This window comes from Sorangium sp. So ce426 (genome assembly GCF_051475585.1).
In the GTDB taxonomy this organism is placed as follows: Bacteria; Myxococcota_A; Polyangia; order Polyangiales; family Polyangiaceae; genus Sorangium; species Sorangium cellulosum_B.
The window spans coordinates 2,732,559-2,755,925 of record NZ_CP150341.1; the positions used below are offsets into that span (position 1 = coordinate 2,732,559).

The 23,367-nt window shown below is 71.2% G+C and carries 23 protein-coding genes; 4 read left to right on the forward strand and 19 right to left on the reverse strand.

Translation table 11 applies throughout. The features are described 5' to 3' along the window. Positions 1 to 6 precede the first annotated feature (6 nt). Positions 7 to 417 carry a nuclease A inhibitor family protein gene (locus tag WMF44_RS10465; protein ID WP_437298977.1) on the reverse strand — a complete coding sequence of 137 codons (411 nt, stop codon included), beginning with the start codon at positions 415 to 417 and terminating at the stop codon, positions 7 to 9. Positions 418 to 626: 209 nt separating this feature from the next. Here WMF44_RS10465 and fbaA point away from each other — a divergent pair, with 209 nt between their 5' ends. Next, positions 627 to 1,700: a class II fructose-bisphosphate aldolase gene (fbaA, locus tag WMF44_RS10470; protein WP_437298978.1), complete on the forward strand. Its 1,074-nt coding sequence runs from the start codon at positions 627 to 629 to the stop codon at positions 1,698 to 1,700. Between the two features lie 106 nt (positions 1,701 to 1,806). Here fbaA and WMF44_RS10475 read toward each other — a convergent pair whose 3' ends face one another. Together WMF44_RS10475 and WMF44_RS10480 are read right to left on the reverse strand one after the other, a co-directional pair. Next, positions 1,807 to 2,220: a hypothetical protein gene (locus tag WMF44_RS10475; protein WP_437298979.1), complete on the reverse strand. Its 414-nt coding sequence runs from the start codon at positions 2,218 to 2,220 to the stop codon at positions 1,807 to 1,809. Positions 2,221 to 2,348: 128 nt separating this feature from the next. After that, positions 2,349 to 2,714 (reverse strand): hypothetical protein, encoded by a 366-nt coding sequence (locus WMF44_RS10480; RefSeq protein ID WP_437298980.1) that lies wholly within the window; start codon positions 2,712 to 2,714, stop codon positions 2,349 to 2,351. A 235-nt stretch (positions 2,715 to 2,949) separates the two neighbouring features. Here WMF44_RS10480 and WMF44_RS10485 point away from each other — a divergent pair, with 235 nt between their 5' ends. Then, the gene (locus WMF44_RS10485; protein WP_437298981.1) at positions 2,950 to 3,306 is read left to right on the forward strand and encodes a hypothetical protein; all 357 of its coding nucleotides are present in this window, start codon (positions 2,950 to 2,952) and stop codon (positions 3,304 to 3,306) included. 25 nt (positions 3,307 to 3,331) lie between these two features. On the opposite strand, the gene WMF44_RS10490 is transcribed toward WMF44_RS10485, so the two are convergent. The 5 genes from WMF44_RS10490 to WMF44_RS10510 form a co-directional block, all read right to left on the reverse strand. After that, positions 3,332 to 4,264 carry an HTTM domain-containing protein gene (locus WMF44_RS10490; protein WP_437298982.1) on the reverse strand — a complete coding sequence of 311 codons (933 nt, stop codon included), beginning with the start codon at positions 4,262 to 4,264 and terminating at the stop codon, positions 3,332 to 3,334. Next, complete coding sequence (locus WMF44_RS10495; RefSeq protein WP_437298983.1) at positions 4,261 to 4,836, reverse strand: hypothetical protein; 576 nt, start codon at positions 4,834 to 4,836, stop codon at positions 4,261 to 4,263. The genes WMF44_RS10490 and WMF44_RS10495 overlap by 4 nt, the downstream gene beginning before the upstream one ends. Beyond that, on the reverse strand, positions 4,833 to 7,283 hold the full coding sequence (locus WMF44_RS10500; protein ID WP_437298984.1) for a hypothetical protein: 2,451 nt from the start codon (positions 7,281 to 7,283) through the stop codon (positions 4,833 to 4,835). The genes WMF44_RS10495 and WMF44_RS10500 overlap by 4 nt, the downstream gene beginning before the upstream one ends. Before the next feature lie 144 nt (positions 7,284 to 7,427). Continuing rightward, a complete protein-coding gene (locus tag WMF44_RS10505; RefSeq protein WP_437298985.1) occupies positions 7,428 to 8,687 on the reverse strand; it encodes a trypsin-like serine peptidase in 1,260 nt (419 codons plus the stop codon). A gap of 136 nt (positions 8,688 to 8,823) precedes the next feature. Further along, positions 8,824 to 9,099 carry a TrkA C-terminal domain-containing protein gene (locus WMF44_RS10510; RefSeq protein WP_437298986.1) on the reverse strand — a complete coding sequence of 92 codons (276 nt, stop codon included), beginning with the start codon at positions 9,097 to 9,099 and terminating at the stop codon, positions 8,824 to 8,826. Between the two features lie 102 nt (positions 9,100 to 9,201). Here WMF44_RS10510 and WMF44_RS10515 point away from each other — a divergent pair, with 102 nt between their 5' ends. Next, positions 9,202 to 9,519, forward strand: coding sequence for a hypothetical protein (locus WMF44_RS10515; RefSeq protein WP_437298987.1), 318 nt, complete (start codon positions 9,202 to 9,204; stop codon positions 9,517 to 9,519). 78 nt (positions 9,520 to 9,597) lie between these two features. Here WMF44_RS10515 and WMF44_RS10520 read toward each other — a convergent pair whose 3' ends face one another. The 9 genes from WMF44_RS10520 to mbhE form a co-directional block, all read right to left on the reverse strand. After that, positions 9,598 to 10,206, reverse strand: a complete 609-nt coding sequence (locus WMF44_RS10520) for a superoxide dismutase family protein (protein WP_437298988.1) — start codon at positions 10,204 to 10,206, stop codon at positions 9,598 to 9,600. Between the two features lie 219 nt (positions 10,207 to 10,425). Beyond that, the gene (locus WMF44_RS10525) at positions 10,426 to 10,752 is read right to left on the reverse strand and encodes a hypothetical protein (RefSeq protein WP_437298989.1); all 327 of its coding nucleotides are present in this window, start codon (positions 10,750 to 10,752) and stop codon (positions 10,426 to 10,428) included. A gap of 142 nt (positions 10,753 to 10,894) precedes the next feature. Next, on the reverse strand, positions 10,895 to 11,470 hold the full coding sequence (mnhG, locus tag WMF44_RS10530; RefSeq protein ID WP_437298990.1) for a monovalent cation/H(+) antiporter subunit G: 576 nt from the start codon (positions 11,468 to 11,470) through the stop codon (positions 10,895 to 10,897). Further along, positions 11,467 to 11,733: a monovalent cation/H+ antiporter complex subunit F gene (locus WMF44_RS10535; protein ID WP_437298991.1), complete on the reverse strand. Its 267-nt coding sequence runs from the start codon at positions 11,731 to 11,733 to the stop codon at positions 11,467 to 11,469. The genes mnhG and WMF44_RS10535 overlap by 4 nt, the downstream gene beginning before the upstream one ends. Further along, positions 11,730 to 12,203, reverse strand: a complete 474-nt coding sequence (locus WMF44_RS10540; RefSeq protein ID WP_272101617.1) for a Na+/H+ antiporter subunit E — start codon at positions 12,201 to 12,203, stop codon at positions 11,730 to 11,732. The genes WMF44_RS10535 and WMF44_RS10540 overlap by 4 nt, the downstream gene beginning before the upstream one ends. Then, complete coding sequence (locus WMF44_RS10545; RefSeq protein WP_437298992.1) at positions 12,200 to 13,711, reverse strand: proton-conducting transporter transmembrane domain-containing protein; 1,512 nt, start codon at positions 13,709 to 13,711, stop codon at positions 12,200 to 12,202. The genes WMF44_RS10540 and WMF44_RS10545 overlap by 4 nt, the downstream gene beginning before the upstream one ends. Further along, positions 13,708 to 14,055: a Na+/H+ antiporter subunit C gene (locus WMF44_RS10550; protein WP_272101619.1), complete on the reverse strand. Its 348-nt coding sequence runs from the start codon at positions 14,053 to 14,055 to the stop codon at positions 13,708 to 13,710. The genes WMF44_RS10545 and WMF44_RS10550 overlap by 4 nt, the downstream gene beginning before the upstream one ends. Then, positions 14,052 to 14,471 (reverse strand): Na+/H+ antiporter subunit B, encoded by a 420-nt coding sequence (locus tag WMF44_RS10555; RefSeq protein ID WP_437298993.1) that lies wholly within the window; start codon positions 14,469 to 14,471, stop codon positions 14,052 to 14,054. The genes WMF44_RS10550 and WMF44_RS10555 overlap by 4 nt, the downstream gene beginning before the upstream one ends. A gap of 3 nt (positions 14,472 to 14,474) precedes the next feature. Further along, entirely contained in the window at positions 14,475 to 16,763 is a 2,289-nt protein-coding gene (gene mbhE, locus WMF44_RS10560; protein WP_437298994.1) for a hydrogen gas-evolving membrane-bound hydrogenase subunit E, read from the reverse strand. 211 nt (positions 16,764 to 16,974) lie between these two features. On the opposite strand from mbhE, the gene WMF44_RS10565 reads away from it, so the two are divergent. Beyond that, a complete protein-coding gene (locus tag WMF44_RS10565) occupies positions 16,975 to 18,747 on the forward strand; it encodes a hypothetical protein (RefSeq protein WP_437298995.1) in 1,773 nt (590 codons plus the stop codon). Here the strand turns inward: WMF44_RS10565 and WMF44_RS10570 are convergent. After that, positions 18,744 to 20,429: a response regulator gene (locus tag WMF44_RS10570; RefSeq protein ID WP_437298996.1), complete on the reverse strand. Its 1,686-nt coding sequence runs from the start codon at positions 20,427 to 20,429 to the stop codon at positions 18,744 to 18,746. The genes WMF44_RS10565 and WMF44_RS10570 overlap by 4 nt on opposite strands. 66 nt (positions 20,430 to 20,495) lie before the next feature. Further along, on the reverse strand, positions 20,496 to 23,315 hold the full coding sequence (locus WMF44_RS10575) for an ATP-binding protein (protein ID WP_437298997.1): 2,820 nt from the start codon (positions 23,313 to 23,315) through the stop codon (positions 20,496 to 20,498). Positions 23,316 to 23,367 lie beyond the last annotated feature (52 nt).

The following is a 23,367-nucleotide window of genomic DNA, read 5'->3' on the forward strand; positions in this document are numbered from 1 at the left end:
GCGCGCTCAGGTCTCGACGACCTTCGTCACGAGGCCGAGCCACGCGCCCGACGGATGGCGGCCGACGACGTAGACATCGATCGCGACGCGCCCGACGCGGTAGACCCGGACGTCGGTCAGCTGGCGCTCCAGCAGGTCCACGAGCCGCCGGTACCGCCCCGCCTCGGCCAGCGCCGCGTCGCCGCCGTCCCCGGGCACGTCGATCACGGGCGCGAAGAGGTCGCTCGCCGTCGTGACCTCGACCGGCGTCGCCGCGCCGAGGCCCTCGGCCGCGAGCAGCGCGGCCGGCGAGGACGCGTCCCCGCGCGACCGGAACGGGCGCAGCTCGTGATCGGACTCGCTGGGGAACAGCAGGCCCTGCGCGGCCTCCGTGAGGGAGGCGAGGAGCTCTTCGGGCGACATGGATGAGGCCTGCATGCGGATCTCCGGGCGGCTGCTCGGCGAGGGCGAGCTCGCCGTGGGGTGATCATTCCGCCGTGAAGCCAGCGGAGAATCCGCTTGCTCCCTGGGCTTAGGCGATGGTACCCGGACCCGCCCGCCCTGCGGATCCGATCCACCCTTCCGCTTTCCTTCGCCGCGTTGCATGCTCGGGCGAGACCCGAGCAAGGAACAAGGATTCAAGTGCCATGTCCAAGATGAAGCTCAAGCCCGGCGTGATCACTGGCTCCGCTCTTCAGGAGCTGTTCGAGTACATGAAGAGCGTCGAGTGTGCGCTGCCGGCCGTGAACGTGATCGGCTCGCACAGCACGACCGCCGCGCTCCAGGCGGCCCGAGAGGCCAAGTGCCCCATCATCATCCAGTTCTCGAACGGCGGCGCCCACTTCTTCGGCGGCAAGTTCCTGGACAACAAGGGTGAGAAGGCCGCCATCGCGGGCGCCGTCGCGGGCGCGCACTACGTGCGGAACCTGGCCGAGGCCTACGGCGTGCCGGTCATCCTGCACACCGATCACGCCGCGAAGAAGCTCCTGCCGTGGATCGACGGCCTGCTGGAGCACGGCAAGAAGTTCTTCGAGAAGAACGGAGAGCCCCTGTTCTCCTCTCACATGCTCGATCTGTCCGAGGAGCCGCTCCACGAGAACCTCGAGATCTGCCAGAAGTACCTGCGGCAGATGGCGGCGCTCAAGATGACGCTCGAGATCGAGCTCGGCGTCACGGGCGGCGAGGAGGACGGCGTCGACAACAGCGGCATCGACAACTCCAAGCTGTACACCCAGCCCGCGGAGGTGCTCGCCGCGTACGACGCGCTGAAGCCGATCGGCAACTTCACGATCGCCGCGTCGTTCGGCAACACGCACGGCGTCTACAAGCCGGGCAACGTGCAGCTCCGGCCGCCCATCCTGAAGAACTCCCAGGACGCGATCCAGAAGGAGCGCAAGACGGGCCCGAAGCCTGTCGACTTCGTGTTCCACGGCGGCTCCGGCTCGTCGCGCGAGGAGATCCGCGAGGCGGTGTCCTACGGCGTCATCAAGATGAACATCGACACGGACACGCAGTGGGCCTTCACGCAGCCCATCAAGAAGTACATGGATGACAAGGGCGCCTACCTGAAGTCGCAGCTCGGCAACCCCGAGGGCGAGGACAAGCCCAACAAGAAGTACATCGACCCGCGCGGCTGGCTCCACCTCGGCGAGAAGAGCGTGGCGGCGCGCCTCGTGGACGCGTGCAAGGACCTGAACTCGTTCGACAAGTTCGAGTTCTGATCCACGGCGAAAGCGACGGCCCCGCGCGAGCGGGGCCGGAGCGACGCCTGTCCACCCGCGACACCGCGACCGCGGCGCGTCGATCGACCCGCAAGCGGCTGGCTGCTCACGAGGGCGACGGGTGCGCCTCACTGAGCGAGCGCTCCGGCGCCGTCTCCGCAGGGCGGCGGCGGGGCAGCCGGGAGAGCGGCAGGCCGAAGAGGCCGAGCGCGGTGAGCTCGATCCCCAGCACGGGCAGGAAAGCGAAGCCCGAACCCCCGATGACGAGGAACTGCACGAGGGCGATCGGGGCCGCGACCGACAGGAGCGCTGTCGGGTACGTGACGCCGTGAAGCAACGCGAGCAGCACGCCGACGATCCCCACCGTGAGACAGCCGTCGACGCTGGGGGTCATGTCCAGCGCGCCCGGTGTGCGCAGCGCGGCGCGGGTCCACAGCAGGGAGCCAGTCCCCAGGAGGACCATCGCGATCGGCAGGTTGGCCGAGGAGCGGGTCGTCATCTTCGGTATCTGGAAAGCCATGGTTCCGGCCACGACAGCACGCGATGTGCCATCACGGCTCCCGGGCGGCGGCGGGCCGGCCGGCGCGCTGCGTGATGCAGGGAGTGCGGGGCGGCGCACGCCTTGCGCTTCACGAGCCCCTGGTCCGATCAGGGCGAGGGCGGGCCGGGCTCCTCGCCGGCGCCGGGCTCGCCCGCGTCAGGGCGCTCGTGTGTTCGTGGTGGACGCGCCGCCTCGACGGGCGCGAGCCGGATGCCCAGGTTCAGGAGCTTCACACAGTCCTGCTCGCACGTGGGCGGCCCGCCGGGGAGAAGCGAGCAGTGTGCGACCTCGACGGGCTCCTCGGAGCGGCCGTCGACGACGAGTCGACACCGCACGGGAGCCCCGGTCCGTGGACAGACCAGGGTGACCTCCGAGGTGTGGTAATGCCGCCGGGCGAGCAGGCTTCTCGTCCCGACGATCAACGCCACGACGCCTCCAGCTGCCGCCAGCAGCACGACGAGCCAGTCTGCCATCGCGACCCCCTGTGAAGAGCGCTGCGGCGCCCACCGCAGCACGTACGACGCAGCAAGGGGCGCGCCATGCGCTGCGCCGAGGCGTGGGCCAGCCGGCGCGGGAGGGCCCGTTCCTCGTGTCATCGTGGATGCATTCCGCGCGCCTCTCGGCGCAGGGCGTGCGCCCCGGAACCCTGGGTGAGGAGCTGCAGCCCGCCCCGCCGCCGAGCGACGACGCGAGGAGCCGTGAAGAAGCATGGGAATCGACGTCAACAGGCGCGATCCGGTGCGGTCCTGGCGGCTCGCCATGGCGGCGCCGCGGGTCGACGTCTTCCGGCTCGGCGATTGCAAAACGCCCTTCATCGGCAGATGGCCGCGGGAGGAGGTCGCCATGGCCTGTCATCTGGAAGAATCGGACAAGCTGGTGTGGATCGAGATCGAGGGGGGTGGCACCGAGCCACGGAGGGTGCGCTGCCCGCGGCGGGCGGCAATGGTGGACGCGCGGGAGTGCTTCGCCTGCCCGCGCTACGCGACGCTCGCGATCCATCCGAGCGGGAAGAAGGTCTATCTCGTCTGCGAGCCGTTCGACGAGGAGCCGAGCGAGCCCTCGTAGCGGCGCGCGAGCCCGGGAGAGCCCTTCACGACGTCCCGGCCCCGATGGCTGCGTTCACGCGGCGCGGGCGCCTCAGATCGCGCAGCTTCTCCAGCTCGAAGAACCCCGCGAACGCCACGCCGAGCAGCGGGTACGGGAACAGGATCGCCATCGTGAGCAGCACGCCGAGGTGGAAGAGCCAGGCGGCGCCGCAGAAGACGACCGCGACGCGCCGGCTGAACAGGGCGAGCGGCGCGCCGAGCTCCATGGCCAGGCTGGCGAGCGCGAGCGGCGGGAACAGGAACCGGTAGCGGACCAGCGCGCCGCCGAGCGGGGAGTGCGTGTCGCCGAGCGCGATCTTCCGGACGTTGTCGTAAGCGACGTAGTTGCGGAGGATGTCGCTGAATGCCCAGTCGAGGCCGCTGTTCCGGAGCTTCGTGACCCCCGCGATGAAGTACGAGGTCACCGTGATCGCGCAGCACAGCCGGATCGGCCAGCCGTAGCGGCCGTCCGGCGCCGGCGCGTGGGTGCCCGAGCGGCGCGCCGCGCGCGCGTCGAGCGAGTACACGTCGGCCGCGGCCCCGAGGCCGAGCGCGATGACGTGGAGCACGAGGAGGTTCTCGGTGTGGAACACCATGCCCCACGAGTTCCTGTAGGTCAGGACCCAGAGCAGGAGCGCGCCGAAGAGCGGACCGGCGACGCGGAACCGGTAGCCGACGACGAAGGCAGCCCCGGCCGCGATCGCCGCGCCGATGAGGCCGCGCACCGCCCAGAGAGGCAGCGGCGAGGACAGCACCGAGACCACCCCGATCGGCTTGAAGCTCCCCGGAGGTAGGTGGCCCACCCGCTGGAGGTGCACCGCGCGGGCGCAGAGGTACACGAGGGCGAAGGCGCCCACGAGCAGCCGCAGCAGCGCGAGCCGCTCGGCGGGAGCCTCCGCGAAGAAGGCCCGGTCGAACCGCGCAAGGAGCCGCCTCATCGCGCGCCCACCTTGCACGTCGCGTGGCGCTTGGCGTCGATCGGGGCCTCCTGGCCCTCGAAGAACGCGACGGCATCGAAGGTGTCGGTCCGGATCTCGACCGCGACGACATCCGCGTAGCCGTCCTCTTCCGCGACGCGCGACGCGATGCCGCGGCAGAGCGCGCGGGCCGCGCGGGCGCCCTGGCGGATGCTGTGCGCCAGCGTGGCCTTGGCCTGCAGCACCTCCTCGCTGCCCACGAGGCGCGGCGGGATCGGCCGCCGACCGCCCCGGGAGTCCACGCCGACAGCGCGCTCCACGGCGGTCCGCGCGTCGTGGCGGCCCCACGAGAACATCGGGTAGGTGGACAGCGGAAAGCTGTCCACCGGAGGGCGGCGGAGCAGCGGGGCGAGCATGAGGAGCAGGAACGCGGCGGTCACGCCGTACGCGTACGCCCGGCGCTCGCCGAAGCGAGCGGCCCCGCGCGGGCTCGATCCACCGCCGGCCCCGGCGCCCACGGCGCCGCCCTGCGGGCTCGATCCACCGCCGGCGCCAGCGCTCGCGACGGCCTCTCCCTCGCCGCCCGCGCTCACAGAGGCCCCGCCGCCGGCGCGCTCCGCCCTGGCACGAGCCCGAGCATCCGGCCCCCGTGGCCGAGCGCGGCCCAGGCGTGCTGCACGTAATCGATGCGGATCCGGGGAGACGCCATGCTCTCGCTGAAGCCCCCCTCGATGATCACGTCGCGGCTGCACGCGAAGCAGGTCGCGGGCGACCACTGCTGCCGCACGAGGAACCCGAGCACCCGCCGCATCAGCGCCTGATCGGAAGCGAGGTCCTCGCCGCGCGCCTCCTTGACCGCCATCGCCGCGGCCAGCGCCTCGCCGAACCCCGCCGTCGCCGTGTTGTGCGGCGGCAGCACGTTGCCGAACCCGTACCCTCCCACGAGATCGGGCGTCACCTTGCTGTCCTCGTCGAGCACGAGCCGCGACTTGAACGCCACGTAGTCGAGGCAGAACCGCTCGTAGTCGTCGCGGCGGTGGTGCCCGAGCGCCGCGCGCGCCGCGAGGCAGTGCCAGTTCTCCTCCATGTACACGAAATTGCTGGCGAAATGGTCCCAGTAGCGGTTCGCGTAGTAGTCCATGGCGCGATCGACGGCGGCGCGCACGGCGGCTGCGGGCGGGTACTCGGGGCTCGGCTCGCGGGCGGCGAGCGCCTCGAGCAGCGTCAGCGCGAGCACCGACTGGCCTCCCTCGTAGAGCTGCGTCGGGCCGAGGACGGGCGCGACGCGCGCGAGGTCGAGCTGCGGCGCGAAGCCGCCGTCGTCCCGCTGCGTGGCGAGCACCATCCGGGCGAGCCGCCCGATGAGCGCGTCGTGCGCACCGTGCGCGTCGCGGCAGGAGAGGAACGTGACAAGGCTCAGCGCCGTGGGGTTGAGGCCCGCGATGGTCCCGGGGCTGTCCTTGGGGTAGAAGAGCGCGCCGACGGAGCTGTCTTCGCCGGCCTTGCGCTCGAGCTTCGCGAGCAGCCCGAGCGAGCGCTGCACCACCTTCGCGAGCTCCGGCGACGTGGGTACGCCCTCGGCGCCGACCCCGAGCTCGCACAGGGCGAGCGTCGTGCCGGCCTGCCGCGCGATCGAGAACCCGTCGAACGAGGCGCGCCCGGTGAACGGATCGACGATGTAGCGGAACATGCCGTCCTTCCGCTGCGCCCCGAGGATGTAGCGCTGGGCCGCGGCCGCCGCCTGCTGCGCGGTCGCCTCGGTGAGCGGGACCGACGGCTCTCCGATCCGCGACAGGAGGTGGAGCGCGCCGTCGGCGTCGGCGGCGTAGCTGTGCGTCTCGATCCGCACGAGGCCGTCCCGCAGCGCGGCGCCGCCGGCGGCGGGGCCGCCGGGCGGCTCGGGCTCGCCGAGGGCGCGGCGCAGGACCGCGAGATCTACGCCGAAGCGGAAGTCGGGGACGCCGGCCAGCGGCGCGTTCGTGTTGAACGCGTCGAGCGCGATGAGCTGCCACGGCATGAGGCACCGCTCCGCGAGGCAGAGGCCGTCGAGCCCGGGGCGCAGCGACAGCCCGTCGAGGCCCGGGCCGGGGGAGGCGAGCGGCTGCGCGGCCGAGACGACGTCGATCTTGAGCGGGCCGCGCAGGGCGTCGGCGAGCGCGCCGCGCAGCGCAGCCGCGGCGTCCTCGCCCGGCCCGGGCTGCACGCAGCGGGTCGCGACGGCGGCGCGCTCGGGGTCGCGGCCGCGGGCGAGGTGGGTGACGACGAGGGTGGGGCGGCCGGGCTCCGGGGGCGCGGCGCACGCGGCCGGCGCCGTGGTCATGAGCGAGGGCGCCTTGCCCGGCGGCGGCGGGAGCGCGTCGAAGGAAGAGAGCGCCTCGCGCAGCGCCGCCCCGGTGCGCGACGGCGCGCCGCCCGGCACGGGCATGATGTCGGCCTTGGCGACGCGGTGGCGGAAGAGCAGCGAGAGGGCGGCCAGGACGACCAGCGCGGCGAGCGCGGAGAGCGCGGAGAGCGCGGGCGAGGGCCGGCGCTTCGCGCGGAGCAGGCGGAGGCCGCCGGTCGAGGCGACGCCCCAGCACGCGAACGGCAGCGTGAGCAGCGCGACGACCGCCCAGACCGCGAGCAGCGCCGCCGCGATGCCGGTGCCGAGGCCGCGGTTCAGCGAGGCGACGTAGACGGCCGAGGAGAGGAGCCCGAAGCTCAGGAAGGCGAGGTAGCCGAGCGAGCAGAACGACGTCGCGCGGAAGGCGCGCGGCGCGAGCGGGTGGGGGAGGAGCGAGAGGACGGCGGTCGCGGCGTGGAGCAGCGCGAGCGCGGCGGTGACCACGGCGAAGAGCGTCCACGGCCGGAAGGGGAGGGAGAGCGCGGCCCAGGCGAAGACGGGGGCGTGGAGGGCGCTGAGCAGCCCGACGGCCCAGCGGCGCGCGGGCGGGCGCGTGGAGGCGGCGCCGCGGCTGGCGAGCGTGGGGGATTCGGCCGGGAGGGCGCTGTCCTGGAGCGGCTCCGAGGGCGGGGGGGGATCGGTGTCGGGCGCCTGCATGGTGCGGCGACGCTTATCACGGCGCCTGGCGCGCACGATCGCCGCCGTCGCCTGACCGCGGTTCGAGGGGCGAGCGGCCTCAAGGCGCTCGACACCGGCGCCGTCGGTCTGGAGCGGCGGAGGCGCGACTCAACCGTGTCCGACTCAAGGGCTGCAGTCGAGGAGCGCGCCCGCGTCCGCGCAGATCGCGGACATCTCTGTTCCCCCGTTCCTGCAGGTGAACCAACCGACGTTGGCGAGGTGATGGAGGCCGACCACCAGGCCCGTGCCGGCATCGATGATCGGCGACCCGCTCGATCCACCCTCGCTGTCGCATGAGTAGCCGATCTGCGATCCCACGACCGTGCCTGAGTAAGTCTGATTGCGCGCGTCGATCTGGCAGCGGAGGGTATGCTCCGCATCCCTCCAGTAGCCGACCTGCTTCGGCCTCCCGCCCGGGTGCTGAATGAAATTGATGTGGGCGCCGAGGCTGGGCGTCTCCGTCGTCGGGATGAGCTCGCCCCAGGTTTCCTCGAAGTCGTTCGGCGCCAGCAGTGTGATCAGCGTGTAATCGAGGCCGCCTCTGGAGCGGGAGCGGGTCCGGCTATTCGTCTTGAGGAGGGAGCCGCCCCTGACGCTCACGCCTGCCGCCACCGGGCCCGAGCAGGTCGTGTTCTGATAGCCAAAGCGGGCTTCGAGGCTTGCCGTCTCGGCCTGGGTGCTGATGCAGTGGTTGTTGGTGATGAGCGTGTTGTCGTTCGACCCGGCGATCAGCCAGCCCGTGCACAGGTACATGCCCCCATCTCTCACGAAGCTCAGCCGCGCCACAGGTCTCTGCTGGCCATCGAGCTCTTCGTGACACGCGATGTTCTCGCGGCCCTCCGTGGCACACACGATGTCCGGCGTGCCTCCGCCGGGCCTCCGCTCGAGGGAGACGCTGTGGGGCGTCGCCTCGCCCGATGTCACAGGATCCGGCGCGATCGCGAGCGTCCCGTGGCCGATGTCCGCGATCGAGAACCCGTGGCCACCGCCGGTGCTGCTGTGCAGCTCGACGATCGCCGTCTCGCCGTCGATGGCGAACGTCCAGACATCGCCGTCCCCGTTCGGGCCGCGGTCCTCGTACCGGAACGACTGCGCGCCGTCGGGGCTCGAGACGGTGACATAATCACCCTTCGCGAGTGAGAAGTCGTTGAAGTGCACGCGCACGAACGTGGCGCCCGGCGAGGTGATCGCCTGCTTCCAGCCACCAGCGTACGGGTGGGACGTCTCGGCCGCATACGCGATGACGTCACCCGCCCGGAGCGGCCCGGGCGCCGTCTCGATCTCGTCTGGGTCGTCGGCTCCGCCTGCGCCGGGAGCGTCCACGTTCCCAGCACACCCCGTGAGCGCGAGGAGCGACCCAGCGACCAGCATCATTCTGTTCATTACAACCCCCCTTCGTCCCGGCTCGCCGCGTGGAAGCGGCGCAAGCGGACGAACCGCATAGGATAAGAGAGGATGGCGAGCCTGGCAAACACGCCTGCCCGCCGAGCGCCGGGGGTGTCAAGGCGCGGCTGCGGTGCTACGCCTCGAAGATCTCGCGCACGCGGCCGAGCTCCGCCGGCTCCACGAGCACGTCGAGCCTGTCGCCGGCCTCGAGGATCGTCTGGCCTCGGGGCACGACGGTCCCGCCCTCGCGGTGAACGGCGCGAATGAGCACGCCGGCAGGCAGGCCGAGCTCGGCGATACGCTTGCCGACGACGGCGGCCCCGGGCGCGAGCTCGAACGTGCGGGTCCTCGGCTCTGTGCCGGCGAGGGTGTGGGTCGCCGGATCGTAATGCGCCGCGAGCTCGTTCACCACGGTCTCCGGCGAGAGGGGCGTGCTCGTCGTGTAGCCGGCGCGAGCGGCGTCCCGCGCGCGTGGCTCGCGAACGAGACCCGCGACGGCCGTGGCAACGCCATGACCTACGCGTACTGCCTCGCCGAGGCCGAGGACAGCCATACCGCCGAATACGCGGTGGACGAGATTTGCTACACGAGCTTCGAGGGCACACCGTCGCTCGAGCCTTTGCGGGCGGTGCGCTTCGTGTACGGGACCAAGGACGCGGCCGCGGTTCGCACGGGCGACTCGGGCGGCATGGCGCTCCCGGCTGGGCCGCGGATTTCTCGGCTTCTCTTCCTTCAGCTCTCCGCGTCGGACGTCATCGAGCGCACCGTCACCCTCCGGCGTCAGGAGGTCACGGTGATGCCTTCGAAGAAAGTTTCCGAGTCCCGCTAGCTGGCCACTCGCCGCGGGATGGTAGCCGGGGGGCCGATACGCCCCCCGGAGGCCCGGACGGACGAGCTCCGCGGAGGGTTACTCCTGCTCGATGAGGCCGCAGCCGATGCGGCCGCCCGCGTCGGGGTCTGCCGCGGCGTGCACGACGATCGCGTACTTCGTCACGTCGGTGTCCGCGTCGTCGCCGACGGTCCAGACGTCGGTCCCGCGCTTGACCGTCTGCGTGCCCTTGCCGCTCGCATCGCACGTGAAGCTGCCGAGTCCTTCGCCGTTGGGCACCCAGTGGGCGCCCGCATCATTACCGTTGCTGCCGCAGCTCTTGTTCTCGTGGATGTGAGCGGAGTGCTCGCCTTCAGGGCAGCCTGACAGCGTGATGGTGAGCGTCACCTCCTCTCCGGTCTGCGCGAAAGCCGCGGTCCCGGTCAGGCCGCTCGAGTTCAGCCCCTGGATCTCCGCCTCGGCCTGCAGGGACGCGCCGCCGCCGTTTCCGCCGTCACCGCCGCCGTTTCCGCCGTCACCGCCGCCGCTCCCCGACGCGGATGTGCTCGTCGAGGCGTCGCCCCCGCCCGAGCCGGCCGTGGACGACGTGCTGCTGGTGCCAGCGGGCGATTCCCCGTCATCCCCGCACGCAGCCAAGAAAGTGCTGGCCCCAAGGGCGAGCAACGAGAGCTTCAACCACCGTGACATAAGTCTCCTTTTCTCGGGGTGACCCGAACAGGCAGGCAGTTGCCCCCCGGACGCGATCAAGCCATCGAGGGCACGAGTATGTCCGAACACGGCGAGCGTCCAAGCAGTTCCGTCACAAAAATCATGCATCGGTCGCCTATCCGGCGACGGAATTCCGTCGATCGTAGAAAAATGTGGCCCTGCTGCCCTGCTTCGGCGCTCCGGCGCGCGCGGTGGGGGCTATCCAGCCCTGAGCGCTCGCGTGGAGGAGGCTGTCCTGGCAGCGAGACGATCGTAGTCTCGACCGAGCCAAGCGAGAAAGTCCTGGTTCCAGGGAGGGCCGTCTGGCCAGCCTGCACGGATGCGATCGGCGAGCTCGAGATCCCAGCTCCCGAGGCCCTCGCGGATCTCGTCCGTCTGCGTGTGATGGTTCTCGAGGAGTACCTCCTCAAGCCCGATACCATCTGGGTTCCACGCGCGGATGCCCTTGCGGATGAGCGAGAGGCGCGCGTCCCAGGGGCCCTTGCGGTTCCAGAGATTGAGCGTGAGGATACGGAGCCGGTTCATCAGGGATCGAGCTAGTACTACAGCCGCACGTCGCGAAATCTCCGCGGATTTCGATGGACGGGCGGACGATCGTGACGCTTGGCTTGTCCGCACACAGGTGGAGCCCAGCTCGTTCGGCGCTCGCCGACGTGCGGCTGTAGTACTAGGCCTCGAAGATCTCGCGCACGCGGCCGAGCTCCGCCGGCTCCACGAGCACGTCGAGCCTGTCGCCGGCCTCGAGGATCGTCTGGCCTCGGGGCACGACGGTCCCGCCCTCCCGGTGAATGGCGCGAATGAGCACGCCGGCAGGCAGGCCGAGCTCGGCGATACGCTTGCCGACGACGGCGGCCCCGGACACGAGCTCGAACGCGCGGGTCCTCGGCTCTGTGCCGGCGAGGGTGTGGGTCGCCGGATCGTAATGCGCCGCGAGCTCGTTCACCACGGTCTCCGGCGAGAGGGGCGTGCTCGTCGTGTAACCGGCGCGAGCGAGCAAGTGCGTCGCCACGGGCATCGTCAGCGCGACGAACGCGATGATGACGATGGCCCGGGTGGTGACGGCCGGGTCGTAGAAATGAAGGGCGGAGGCCGAGATGATGCATGTCATCCCGAACACCGAGGCCTTCGATGTCACCTGGAGGCGCGTGAACAGGTCCGGCATGCGCAGGATGCCCACGGCCGCGAGCAACATGAAGAGGCATCCGACGACGAGCAGCGCGCCCTCGACGAGTTCGAGGATCACGACATCTCCCCCTGCCGCTCGAGGTAGTACGCGAACGCGATGGTGCCGAGGAAAAAGATGAGCGACAGCACCATCACCGCGTCGAGCAGGACGCCGTGGTCGGTCACCATCGCGTAGAGGGCGATGCCCCCGCTGCCGACCGTCGCCATGAGGTCCATGGCGACAACGCGGTCGGGGAGGCTCGGCCCGAGCAGGAGGCGGATGAACGCGACGACGAACGCCACCGTGACGACGGCGATCGCGAAGAGCAAGAGCGGGGTCATCGGAAGAGCTCCTTCACGCGGCGCTCGAGGTCGCTCTTGATGGTCGCGCGCAGCGCGTCGGCGCTGTCCACGAACATCGCATGGACGAAGAGGACCGTGCGGTCGCCCGAGACGTCGAGGCCAAAGGTGCCGGGCGTCAGGGCGAGGAGGATCGTCAGCACGGTGATCTCGAGATCGGTCGTCAGATCCAGGGGGACCGCGACGATGCCGGGGCGGCTCTTTCGCCTGATCGAAATGACGTCGCGGGCGACCCTGAGGTTCGCCCGCACCATCTCTCTTGCATAGAACAGCATGAACGACAGCACCCCTGGCAGCTTCTCGAAATAGGTCGTGGGGCCGATCAGGCGCCGGAGCCAGAGGAGCAAGAGGTACCCGAGGAGGAAGCCGAAGACGAGGCCCCCTGCGGTGGCGCGGCCTGTCAGGCCCACCCAGACGATCGCCAGGAACAGATTGAGAACGAGGGCTCTCATGAGTGACCCTCCCCCAGCACGGCGCGCACGTACTCGGTCGGATCGGCGAGCTGCGCGGCGGCCCGCCGGACGACGGAGAGGAGCGGCTCGGGCGCCATTCCGAGCGTGACGCCCAGCGCGGTCAACAGGACGACCGGCACGTACAGGAGCGCGCGGCGCCGCGTCCCGAGCTCGCGCGGGGCGAGGTCGACCCCGGCGGGCGCGGGCTTCCAGAAGGCCTCGTTCCATATCTTCGTCATCGAAATGAGGGTGACGAGGCCGACGGCGAGGCTCGTGGCGACGACGGCCGCGGCCCCGCGCGAGCCGACCTCGAGCCCCGATCGCACCAGGATGAGCTTGGCCCAGAAGCCTGACAGAGGCGGCATGCCGGCGAGGGAGAGGGCCGTGACGAGGAAGCAGGCGGAGAGCCCGGGGCTCCGCGCGAGGAGCCCGCCCTGGAGGTCGAGGCGGGCGTCTTTCCCCCCGGATTGCATGAGCCCGCTGATGAGGAAGAGATTCGACTTGATGATGGCGTGGTGCAAGACGAAGAAGATCGCCCCCGAGAGGGACGAGAGCGTGAACAGGCCGAGGCCCATGACCATGTAGCCGACCTGGCTCACGCTGTGAAACGCGAGGATCCGCCGGACCTCCCGGTGGGACACCGCGCCGAGCACGCCGACTGCCATGGTGAAGGCCGCGATCCCGAGGAGGAGCGCGTGGGTGGCCTCCCCGTCGCTCACGAAGAGGAGGGTGAAGCTGCGCACGAGGGCGTAGACACCCACCTTCGTCAAGAGCCCCGCGAACAGCGCGGTGACCGTCACCGGGGGCGTGTGATACGAGTCCGGCAGCCAGAAGAAGAGGGGGAAGACAGCGGCCTTGATGCCGAACGCGACGAGGAAGATCATCGCGAGGGTGAACCGGATCTGCGGCGCGAGGCTCGGCAGCTTGAGCGAGAGATCGGCCATGTTGAGGGCGTGCACGGATCCGTAGAGGATGCCGAGGCCGGTGAGGAACAGGGCGCTCGAGATCAGGTTCATCGCGACGTACTTGATCGCGCCCTGCATCTGCGGCCGCTCGTTGCCGAGCACCAGGAGCACGAAGGACGCGATCAGCGTCACCTCGAACCAGACGTACAGATTGAAGAGGTCGCCGGTGACGAAGACCCCATTCGTGCCCATGAGGAGTACGTGCATGAGCGGGTAGAACCCGTGCGCCCGCCGTCCGCGGTCGATGTCCGACAGGGAGTAGAACGACGTGACGACCGCGATGACGCCCGAGAGCAGGACCATCAGCGCGGAGAAGAGGTCGACGACGAAGGTGATGCCGTACGGCGCGGGCCAGCCGCCGAGCTGGGTCGATTGAATTCCTCCCCGGTGCACGGCGCGGAGCAGGGCGAACCCGACGGTGAGCTGAAGGACGCTCCCCGCGAGCCCGAGCGCGCGCTGCCTCCCCACGCGCCGGAAGGAGAGGAGCGAGAGGGCCGCCGTGGCCAGGGGGACGAGGACGGGCAGGACGAGCAGCACCTTCATGGGCGGGTCGATTCGAGAGAGTCGATGTCGTCGCTGCCCATCGTCCGATGAACGCGATGAAGGAGGACGACGGCGAACGCGACGACCGCGAAGCTGATGACGATCGCCGTCAGGATCAGCGCCTGGGCCACGGGATCGGCCGGCGGCGCGTGGAAGGCCCCTTCGCCCTTGGGGATCAGCGGGGGACGGCCGCGGACGACGCCGGCCGCCGTGAGGATGAGGAGGTTCGTCCCGTGCCCGAGCAGCACGAGGCCGAAGGCGAGCTTCACGATGCTGCGCCGGAGCATGAGGAACAGCCCCGACGCGTAGAGCCCGCCGACGACGATCGCGAGGAGGACCGTCATGAGCTCATCTCCGCGGCCATGAGGAGGATCATGAGCACCATGCCCATCACGGCGGCATACACGCCGACGTCGAACAGCACCGGCGTCCCCACCGCGACGTCGCCGAGCCCCGGCACCGGGACGGTCGCCCACACGCCTTGCAGGAAGGATCCGCCGGCCACGAGCCCGATGACGCCCGAGAGCAAGATCGTCGAGAGCCCGAGTCCCATGAGCGTCTGGGGCGCGACGCGGAGCAGCCGCCGCGTCGAGGGGACGTCGTGAGCGAGGATGTGGAGCGAGAACGCCGCTGCGATGATGAGCCCGCCGAGGAACCCGCCCCCGGGCTCGTTGTGACCGCGGAGGAGCGCGTAGATCGAGACGATGATCAGGAGCACCATCAAGACCGGCGTGGCGGCGCGCAGGATGACGGAGGGCATGGCTCAGGCCCCCTTCCGCGCGCGCGTCGCGAGCAGGGCATAGACCCCGATCCCGGCCACGCAGAGGACCGTGGACTCGCCCAGCGTGTCCATCGCCCGGAAATCCACGAGGATCACGTTGACGATGTCCCGCCCGTGGGCCTCCGGGTATCCCTTCGCCACGAAGAACTCGCGCAGGATGGGCTCCGGGGAGAGCGTCGACGACATGAGGATCAACACGGTCACCGTGGCCCCGAAGATCGCGGAGACGATCGCGTCCGGGATCCACACGCGCGCGGGGGATCGGGGCACGAAGCGCGGCAGGTGGTGCAGGACGAGGACGAAGATGACGACCGTCAGCACCTCGACCATGATCTGCGTCAGCGCGAGATCGAGCGCGCTGAAGATCACGTAGACGAGCATGACGCAGAGGCCGATCGCGCCGAGCGCGGCGACGACGGCGAGGCGCGATCGCGTGTGCGTCGCCATGGCCGCGGACGCGAGGATCACGCCCGCGAGCACGAGCTCCGGGAGCTCCACCGTGAGCGACGGGATCGTGAAAGGGAGGCTCCGGAGCAGAGGCGTCCCGACGAGCACGACCGTCGTCAGGGCCGTGATGAGCAGATAGCGGCGCAAATGCCCCGTCTGGAGCCGCCCTGTCAGCCACTCCGCGAACCGGAGGAGCCCCGCGAAGGCAGCGTCGTACACGCGCGCGGGGCCCCAGGCGCCGAGGCGCGCGGCGGCGTCGAGGAGGCGCCCTTCGCGGCCGGAGAGGGCGCGGAAGAGCCCGAGGCCGGCGAGGAGGGTCGCGACGCTGAGCCCGAGCACGGGGGTCAGGCCGTGCCACAGGTGCAGCTCGAGCGGCGCGGGCCGGCCGAGGATCGCTGTCGCCGCCGCGCTCGGGAGGTCGCCGAGGAGCCGCGGCGCCACGCCGAGGACGAGGCTCGCCGCCGCGAGCGTGGCTGGCCCGAGCCACAACGACAGCGGCGCTTCGTGGGGGAGCGCGGGCGCCGCCGGAGGACCGCCGAAGAAGGGGCGATGGGCGACGACCAGGCTCGCAACGACCAGGAGGGCGCTCGACAGGACCGCGGCCCCGGCGAGGACCGCCGTCATCGAGGGCGGCCCGAGGACGGCCTCGTAGAAGAGCTCTTTCGACAGGAAACCGAGGAGGGGCGGCGCCCCCGCGCTCGAGATCGCCGCCAGCACGGCCGCCGTCGCGGTGATCGGCATCCGCCGCGCGAGGCCGCGCAAAAGGGTGACGTCGCGGGTCCCGGTCTCGTGGTCCAGGGTCCCCGCGGTCATGAAGAGCGCGCCCTTGTACAGCGAATGCGCGACCAGATAGACCACCGCCGCGGAGACGGCCTCCCGGGTCCCGATGCCGAGGAGCATCGTGAGGAGGCCGAGCACGCTCACGGTCGAATAGGCGAGGATCCGCTTGAGGTCCTTCTGCGTGACAGCGAGCGCCGCGCCCGCCACCATCGTGGCGGCGCCGAAGCCCGTCACGACGAGGTGCCATTCGCGCGTCGCGCCCAGCGTGGGATGCAGGCGCGCGAGCAGGTAGACGCCGGCCTTCACCATCGTGGCCGAATGCAGGTAGGCGCTGACCGGCGTGGGCGCCTCCATCGCTCGAGGGAGCCAGAAATGAAAGGGCACCTGCGCTGATTTCGTGAAGGCCCCCGCGAGCACGAGGAGCAGGATCGGCAGGTAGAGAGGGCCTCCGCGGGCGGCGTCCCCCGAGAACCGCGAGATCCGCGTCTCTCCCGTGACCACGACGAGGAGGACGAGGCCCGCGAGCATGGCGAGCCCGCCGCCGCCCGTCACGAGGAGCGCCGTCAAGGCGGCCTTGCGCGCCTCCGGCCGCTCGTGGTCCCACCCGATGAGCAGATACGAGCTCACGCTCGTGAGCTCCCAGCACACGAAGAGGAGAATGACGTCGTCGGCGAGCACGAGGCCCGCCATGGATCCCGTGAACAGGAGCAGGTAGGCGTAAAACCGCCCGAGCCGCGGGTGCGAGCGCAGGTATTCGCTCGCGTACACGAAGATGAGCGCGCCGATGCCGCAGATGAGCCCGAGGAACACGAGCGAGAGCCCATCCAGCCTCACCGCGAGCGCCACGCCGAGCGACGGGATCCACGGCAGCGACGCGTGATGGGCCTCCCCCCCGGCGAAGGGCCTCGCGACGAGCGGCGCCGCGGACACGAGCACCGCGAGCGGGAGCGCCGCGAAGAGCCAGCCGGCCGGGCGCCCGAGCCCGCGGTAGAGGGCCGGCGCCAGCAGCGCTCCGACGAACACGCACAGGACAGCCCACAGCATCGCGGCAGGTTCCCCTTCGATGCCGGCGAGGGGCCGAGGCGTTCGGGCCTACGGCCTGCCGGGCGAGCTCGACGCGCTGCTTGCCCTCGTTCCCGCGGCGCCGGCGAGCGCGATCGGGCGAGCGCGCCGTGCCGAGCAGCACGCCTCGTCGCGGCCGCGCGCTCGATGGCGCTGCCGCGATGCGCGGCGGGCGCAGAGCATCGGATGCGGCATGGATGCGCAGCGCGCCAAGGCGAGGCCCGCCGCCCGCCGCCCGCTCGCGGCGCTGCTCCTCGCAGCGCCGCTCCTCCTGGCGAGCTGCGGCCGGCCGTCCGCTCGGGCGCCCGCCGCCCGCCGGGTGGAGCCGGGCGTGCGGGCCGTCCTGGAGGCGCACGGCGCGCCTGCGCTCCCGGCGCCGCCGGTTGCGGAATCGGTCCCGCTGCTGCTCGTCGCCGACGCCGCGCCGAGCGCGCCCGCGCCCCTGAAGCGCCCGCCGGGAGCGGCGCTGCCGGCGCCGGAAGCCGTCGTGTCGGCGGCCGTGCCGTTCGCGCCGGGCGCGCTGCGCGACGTCCGGCTCATCCGCCTGCGCGACGCGCGCGGCGCGGCGGTCCCGCTCCGCGCGAAGCCGCTCGCCGTCTGGCCCATGGGCCGCTCGATCCGCAGCGCGCTCCTCGTCTTCCGCGCCGCGCTCGCGCTCGGAGAACGAGCGATCTACACGCTGGATTTCGGCGTCCCTTCGCCATCGTCACCTTCGCAGCGCGCCGACCGCCAAGCCCCTCAGGCCGCCCCGCTCGCCCAGGTCCCGCAGCCCTTCCAGGTCCCTCGGGCGGCCGTGCTCGACGAGGCGCTCCTGCCGAACCCGGACGGCCCGATCGCGGCGGTGCTGCCGCCGTCGTGGTACGCGGCGAGCCTGGTGTCCGGGCCGCAGCTGCCGGCCATCGACGACCGCCGCTTCCCCGGGTTCGAGGCCCGCATCGAGGGCGCGCTCGCCCGCATGACGCCCGCCTACGACGCGTACGGCGTCAGCTGCGCGGCCCCGTACCGCACGTACTACGACGGCCCGCACGCGCTCTACCAGCGCTTCCTCCGCAACGGCGACGCCGCGCGCTACAGGCGCGCGCGCGCCGAGGCCGTCTGGTACCGGCAGCACGAGCTCAGGTTCTCGCCCGATCGCCGCCTCGCGGTCCACGTCTGCGAGCGCGACGACTGGAGCCCGGCGGCGCCCCTCTCCTGGCGAGTCCTCCGGCGCATGCTCGGCCAGGGGATGGTCGACGACTACCTGCTCACCGGCGATCCTGCGGCCAGGGAGGCGGTCCTCGCCATGGGCGAGGCCCTCCGGCAGAACCAGGCCGCGCTCACGGGCGGAAGGGAAGACGTGCTGCGCGTGACCGAGCGCAACATGGCCTGGGTGATGATGACCCTGTCGAGCTACTACGCGCTCGACCCGCGGCCGGAGCTCCTGTCGACGCTGCGCGGGCTCGCGGATCGCACGGTCGCGTGGCAGCGGCAGGGCGCGTCGGGCGCGTTCGAGCACGACCTGACCCGCGCTGACCCGTCGGAGTGCGAGCGCGGCCCGCGCGGCGGCTCGCCGTTCATGACCGCGCTGCTCGTCGACGCGCTCATGGACTACCACGCGCTCACCGGCGACCCGCGCGTCCGCGAGGTGGTCGCGCGCGCGGCGAGCTGGCTCGCCGAGCGCGCCATCACCTCGGACGGGCGCGCGTTCCGGTACCTGTGGGGCTGCGAGACCGACGCGTACGACGACAGCGGGACCGCCGACCTCAACCTGCTGATCGTGCCCGTGTTCGGCGCCGCCTACGCGCTGACGCGCGAGCCGCGGTGGATCGAGGTGGGCGACGCGCTGGCCGACGTCGGCGTGAAGGAGATGCTGGTGAAGGAGCCCAAGCACTGGAACCAGGCGATGCGCGCGTTCGGGCGCTACCTGGGGTACCGGGCGGCGCTCCCCGGCGCGGCGAGCGAACGGCAGCCATCTGCCGGCCGTTAATCATGGCCGCTCCGGCGCCCGGGCGCGGCGCCGTTGCGGGCGTGTTTGCCGCTTTCGTGCAGGCCCGCCACGCCGTCGCCGGCCTGCCGGAGCGCATAGCCGATGCCGCTCTGGAGCGTCCCCTTGGTCACCACGGCGCCGAGATCGACGCCCAGATCGATGAGCGTCTGCGCCAGCTCGGCGCGGATGCCGGTGATCACCGTCTTCGACCCGAGCAGCCGCAGCGCCGTCGCCGTGCTCATCAGCGTGCTCGCGACCGCCGAGTCGAGCACCGTCACCCCGGTGACGTCGATGATCACGACCTTCGCCCGGTTCGCCTGGACGCCGTTCAGCGCCGCCTCGAGCGCCTGCTGCGCTCGCGCGGAGTCGATCGTCCCGATGAGCGGCATCACCATGATATGATCGGTGATCGGGATGAGCGGCGTCGAGAGCTCGGCGAGCCGGGCGCTCTGCGCGTCGATGACCTCGGCCTGCAGCGCGGCGCGCTCCTCCTCGGCCCGGGCGCGCTCCTCCTCGGCCCGGGCGCGCTCCACGAGCTCCCGCTGCAGGCGCTCGTTCGTCTGGCGGAGCTCCTCCGTCTGGCGCGCCACCTCGGTCTCCAGGCGCTCGTTCGAGCGGCGGAGCTCGGACGTCATGTCCGCCAGGTGCCCGTAGAGCAGGGCGTTCTTCACGGCCACCGCCGCCTGGGAGGCCAGGAGCCCGAGCGTCTCCAGCTGCGCCGCGAGCAGCGGCTCCGGCGCCGCGTCGCCCTCGATGTAGAGGACGCCGATCAGCTCGCCCTGGCACATCATGGCCAGGCAGAGGATCGACCTCGGCCCCCTCCCGGCGAGGTACCGCGCGTCCGCCGGGCGAGCGTCGCGGCTCGTGTCCCAGACGAAGACCGATTGACGGGTCCTCGCGACCTCCTCCACGAGCGACACCGCGAGATCGGCGCCCGGGCCCACCGGCGCCGAGAGCCCGAGCACCACCGTGTCCGGATCGCTCGTGATCGACGCCTCGATCACCAGCCCGGACTCGCGCGAGAGGACGAGGACGCACTTCCGCGCGCCGGCGTGCTCCAGCGTGAGCCGCATCAGCCGGTCGAGCACGTCGTCGAGGACGATCTCGCCCGAGACCGCCTGCGCCGCGCGGATGACCGTCGCCATCTGCGCCTGCGCCTGCGTGAGCCCCTCGAGCGCGCGCTCCAGCGCCACCGTGCGCTCTCCCACGCGCCTCTCCAGCTCCTGCGTGAGCCGCTGCAAGGCCGCCTCCGCCGCGATCCGCTCGTCCACCTGCGCGGCGAGCCGCACCGTCAGCTTCCTGAGCTTGGTGTGCACCCGGACGCGCGCGAGCAGCTCCTCGTCCAGGAACGGCTTGGCGAGGTAATCGACGGCCCCGAGGTTCAGGCCCTTCACCCGGTCCGCAGACAGGTCCGTGCTCGCCGTCATGAAGATGACGGGGATCGCGGCCGTGGCCGGGTCTCCCTTCAGCCGGCGGCACGTCTCGAACCCATCCATCCCATCCATCTTCACGTCGAGCAGGATGAGATCCGGCGTCCCCTCCCTCGCGAGCCGGAGGGCGCGCGCGCCGTCCACCGCCACCGCGACCTCGAAGCCTGAGCCCGTCAGGGTATCGGACAAGAGACCGAGGTTCCTCGGGTTGTCGTCCACGATGAGTATCGTCCCGGCTTCACTGGCATCCATCGTTCTACCCTCCAGGAAGCGCGCGCTCCCATTGCCACGACCAAGGCGCGCGCCGTCCGAGCAACGTCAATCGCGTAGGTGCATCTTGATGAAATCTTCCACGGGTTCCATCTTGAAATCCTGCATCAGGCGGCGCAGGTGCCTGCAAAACGGCGCGAGCTTCGGATCGGCGCGATCGAGCCTGTCGAGGTGCTTCTGGAGCTGGTGGAAGAGCCCCCTGTGCGCGAGATCGAAGAGCAGCCGCAGATCCTCGGCGGCGGGGGCGGTCACCGGGAGATCTGCGCCGCCGGCGAGCTCGGGTGAGCTCGGGTCGCGGTGGGCGCCGGCGGGCGCCTCGGCCGGCGCGGCGGGATCGCCCTGCTGCTCGTAGATCCACGAGAGCCCGAGGTGCCGCTGGATCTTGTCGTGGAGATCCTCCAGCTGCAGCGGCTTCGGGAGGAAATCGTCGGCGCCCGCGGCCAGGCTCTTGTCCTGATCGGAGAGGAAGACGCTCGCGGACGACGCGAAGATCTTCAATCCTGCTCGATCCGGCGCCTTCCGGAGCAGCTGGATCATCTCCCAGCCGTCGAGCTCCGGCATCGCGAGGTCCGTGATCACCAGGTCGAACTCGCGCTCCGACGCCGCCGCGAGGCCCTCCTTGCCGTCCGCGGCCTCGGACGTCTCGAACCCGACGGACTGCAGCATCTTCACGAGCACCGCGCGGTTCTCGGGCTGGTCGTCGACGACGAGGACGTGGCGCCGCCTGCCCTCGTAGTCGACGACCGCCGAGGCGGGCCGGAGCGCCGTGGGCTGGGTTCGCCGGGGCGACTCGGCGAGGACCACGTCCATCCAGAACACGCTCCCCTTGCCGGGCTCGCTCCTCACCTCGATGGAGCTGCCGAGCAGCTTCATGATGCGCTGGCTGATCGCGAGCCCGAGCCCCGTCCCGTCGACGCGGCGCTTGCCGTCGCTGGCTTGCTTGAACGGGAGGAAGATCTGGTCGAGCTGATCCGGGCTGATGCCCGTCCCTGTGTCCTCGATCTCGAAGCGCACCCGGTGCGTCCTGCGCGGCGCGCTCTGGATCGCGGCGGAGTCCGGCGCGGAGCCGTGCGGCGGGCGCGGCCCGTCGCCCAGCCGCTTGATCGTGAAGGAGACGCGGCCCTTCTCGGTGAACTTCACGGCGTTGCCGAGCAGGTTGATCAGCACCTGCCGCAGCCGCCGCTCGTCGGCGTAGACGTCGGTGGGGAGCTCGGGATCGGGCGTATACACGAGCGCGATGCCCTTCTCCTCGGCGCGGATGCGGCAGATCTCGGCCGTCGATCGCAGGAACGAGGGCAGGTGGAAATCGTTCGCGTGGGCCTCCATCGCCTGCGCCTCGATCTTCGCCAGGTCGAGGACGTCGTTGATCAACGTGAGCAGGTGGGCGCCGGAGCGATGGATGACGTCGATCCCGCGCAGGTCCTGCTCGCTCAGCCCCCGCGAGCGCCGGAGGATCTGCGCGTAGCCGAGGATGCCGTTGAGCGGCGTCCTGAGCTCGTGGCTCATGTTGGCGAGGAAGTCGCTCTTCGCCTTGTTGGCGGCGTCCGCGGCGACCTTCGCCTCCTTCAGCTCGGCCGTGCGCTGCTCGACGCGGTGCTCGAGCTCCTCGAACGACCCCTGGATCTGGCGCGCCATCTGGTTGAACGACTCCGCCAGCGTGCCCATCTCGTCGTGGGATCGCACCTCGACCGCTGTGTCGAGCTTCCCGCTCGCCAGCTGCGACGCCGCCTGGGCGAGGCGGGTGATCGGCCTCGTCAGGACCTGCGCCATCAGGACGGCGACCGCCGTGACGATCGCGGCGATCAGCGAGGCGAGCAGCAGCGCGTCGCGCGTCGTCCTCTCCTCGATGGGCTCGAGGAACGCCGCCTCCGGCCGCACGAACGCCACGGTCCACGGCGGCTTCTTCATGCCGTCGAAGGCGCTCACGCGCGCGAGGGCCACCGCGCTCATGGGGGCGTCCCGCGCGGCCATGCGGGCCTGCAGGAAGCGGCTCGCCGTCGAGGTCGGGTCCTGCTCGCGCTCGAACCGGCGCAGCCCCTCGTCGAAGGCCTGCACGTCGGTCGACAGCTCCGCGGCCGGCTTGTCCGGCAGCCGCCGCTCCGCCTTGAGCCGGCCTTCGAGCTCCGGGGCGAGCGGCACCAGCGACTTGAACACGAGCTCCGGGGAGCGGCCGTGCGCCAGGCGGACGTGGTGCTCGTCGAGGAGGATCGCGAACGCGTCCGACGCCTCCAAAAGGCGCGTCTGGGAGAGGATGATCCGCTGGACGGCGGACAGGTTGTAGGTGCACCGGAGCACGCCGATCGTCCTCTTCTTGTTCAGCGCGTCGCGGACGGGGCTGCTGAAGACGAGCTGGGGCACCTCGCCGGCGAACACGACCGACGACGCGTACGGCAGGCCCGTCTCCATCGCGCGGACGAAGTAGTCCCTCCTGGATTCGTCCCTCTCCGCGGGCGCCTGCACCGTGTCGAGGACGTTGTGCCCGCGCTCGTCGAGCAGCGCATAGGAGAGGATGTTGATCGTGTCCTTCCTGATGAGGCCGTGCAGCGTCCTCGAAGCGAACGCATGCGCCTCGCCCCCGCTCCTCCGGGCCTCGTCGTCGAGGCTCAGGTAGCTGGTCAGCCCGGGCAGGCGGGCCTCGACGCGGACCGCGTCCAGGTTGCTCTCGATGAAGTCGTCGACGCTGGTCGCGGCCTGCGACGCGGCCGCGGCGAGCGCCTGGTTGGCGCTCTCGGTCAACACCATCTCGTTCGTCCGCTTGTTCAGCAGCGTGAGGATCGAGAGCGGCGCGAGCGCGACCGTCAAGAGCGCCACGATCAGCTTCATGCGGAGCGTGATGAGCGGGGCCTGCTGCTGCATTGCGCGACTCATGGCGTTCGTCGAGCCTCCGTGGCGATGCTCTCCAGGTGCTCCGCGGGCCGCG

Bases quoted from the DNA above. Each gene is read 5' to 3' on its own strand.
- WMF44_RS10465 (WP_437298977.1), bottom strand. From the start codon at position 417: ATGCAGGCCTCATCCATGTCGCCCGAAGAGCTCCTCGCCTCCCTCACG.
- fbaA (WP_437298978.1), top strand. From the start codon at position 627: ATGTCCAAGATGAAGCTCAAGCCCGGCGTGATCACTGGCTCCGCTCTT.
- WMF44_RS10475 (WP_437298979.1), bottom strand. From the start codon at position 2,220: ATGGCTTTCCAGATACCGAAGATGACGACCCGCTCCTCGGCCAACCTG.
- WMF44_RS10480 (WP_437298980.1), bottom strand. From the start codon at position 2,714: ATGGCAGACTGGCTCGTCGTGCTGCTGGCGGCAGCTGGAGGCGTCGTG.
- WMF44_RS10485 (WP_437298981.1), top strand. From the start codon at position 2,950: ATGGGAATCGACGTCAACAGGCGCGATCCGGTGCGGTCCTGGCGGCTC.
- WMF44_RS10490 (WP_437298982.1), bottom strand. From the start codon at position 4,264: ATGAGGCGGCTCCTTGCGCGGTTCGACCGGGCCTTCTTCGCGGAGGCT.
- WMF44_RS10500 (WP_437298984.1), bottom strand. From the start codon at position 7,283: ATGCAGGCGCCCGACACCGATCCCCCCCCGCCCTCGGAGCCGCTCCAG.
- WMF44_RS10505 (WP_437298985.1), bottom strand. From the start codon at position 8,687: ATGAACAGAATGATGCTGGTCGCTGGGTCGCTCCTCGCGCTCACGGGG.
- WMF44_RS10515 (WP_437298987.1), top strand. From the start codon at position 9,202: ATGACCTACGCGTACTGCCTCGCCGAGGCCGAGGACAGCCATACCGCC.
- WMF44_RS10520 (WP_437298988.1), bottom strand. From the start codon at position 10,206: ATGTCACGGTGGTTGAAGCTCTCGTTGCTCGCCCTTGGGGCCAGCACT.
- WMF44_RS10525 (WP_437298989.1), bottom strand. From the start codon at position 10,752: ATGAACCGGCTCCGTATCCTCACGCTCAATCTCTGGAACCGCAAGGGC.
- WMF44_RS10535 (WP_437298991.1), bottom strand. From the start codon at position 11,733: ATGACCCCGCTCTTGCTCTTCGCGATCGCCGTCGTCACGGTGGCGTTC.
- WMF44_RS10540 (WP_272101617.1), bottom strand. From the start codon at position 12,203: ATGAGAGCCCTCGTTCTCAATCTGTTCCTGGCGATCGTCTGGGTGGGC.
- WMF44_RS10545 (WP_437298992.1), bottom strand. From the start codon at position 13,711: ATGAAGGTGCTGCTCGTCCTGCCCGTCCTCGTCCCCCTGGCCACGGCG.
- WMF44_RS10550 (WP_272101619.1), bottom strand. From the start codon at position 14,055: ATGACGGTCCTCCTCGCGATCGTCGTCGGCGGGCTCTACGCGTCGGGG.
- WMF44_RS10555 (WP_437298993.1), bottom strand. From the start codon at position 14,471: ATGCCCTCCGTCATCCTGCGCGCCGCCACGCCGGTCTTGATGGTGCTC.
- mbhE (WP_437298994.1), bottom strand. From the start codon at position 16,763: ATGCTGTGGGCTGTCCTGTGCGTGTTCGTCGGAGCGCTGCTGGCGCCG.
- WMF44_RS10565 (WP_437298995.1), top strand. From the start codon at position 16,975: ATGGATGCGCAGCGCGCCAAGGCGAGGCCCGCCGCCCGCCGCCCGCTC.
- WMF44_RS10570 (WP_437298996.1), bottom strand. From the start codon at position 20,429: ATGGATGCCAGTGAAGCCGGGACGATACTCATCGTGGACGACAACCCG.
- WMF44_RS10575 (WP_437298997.1), bottom strand. From the start codon at position 23,315: ATGAGTCGCGCAATGCAGCAGCAGGCCCCGCTCATCACGCTCCGCATG.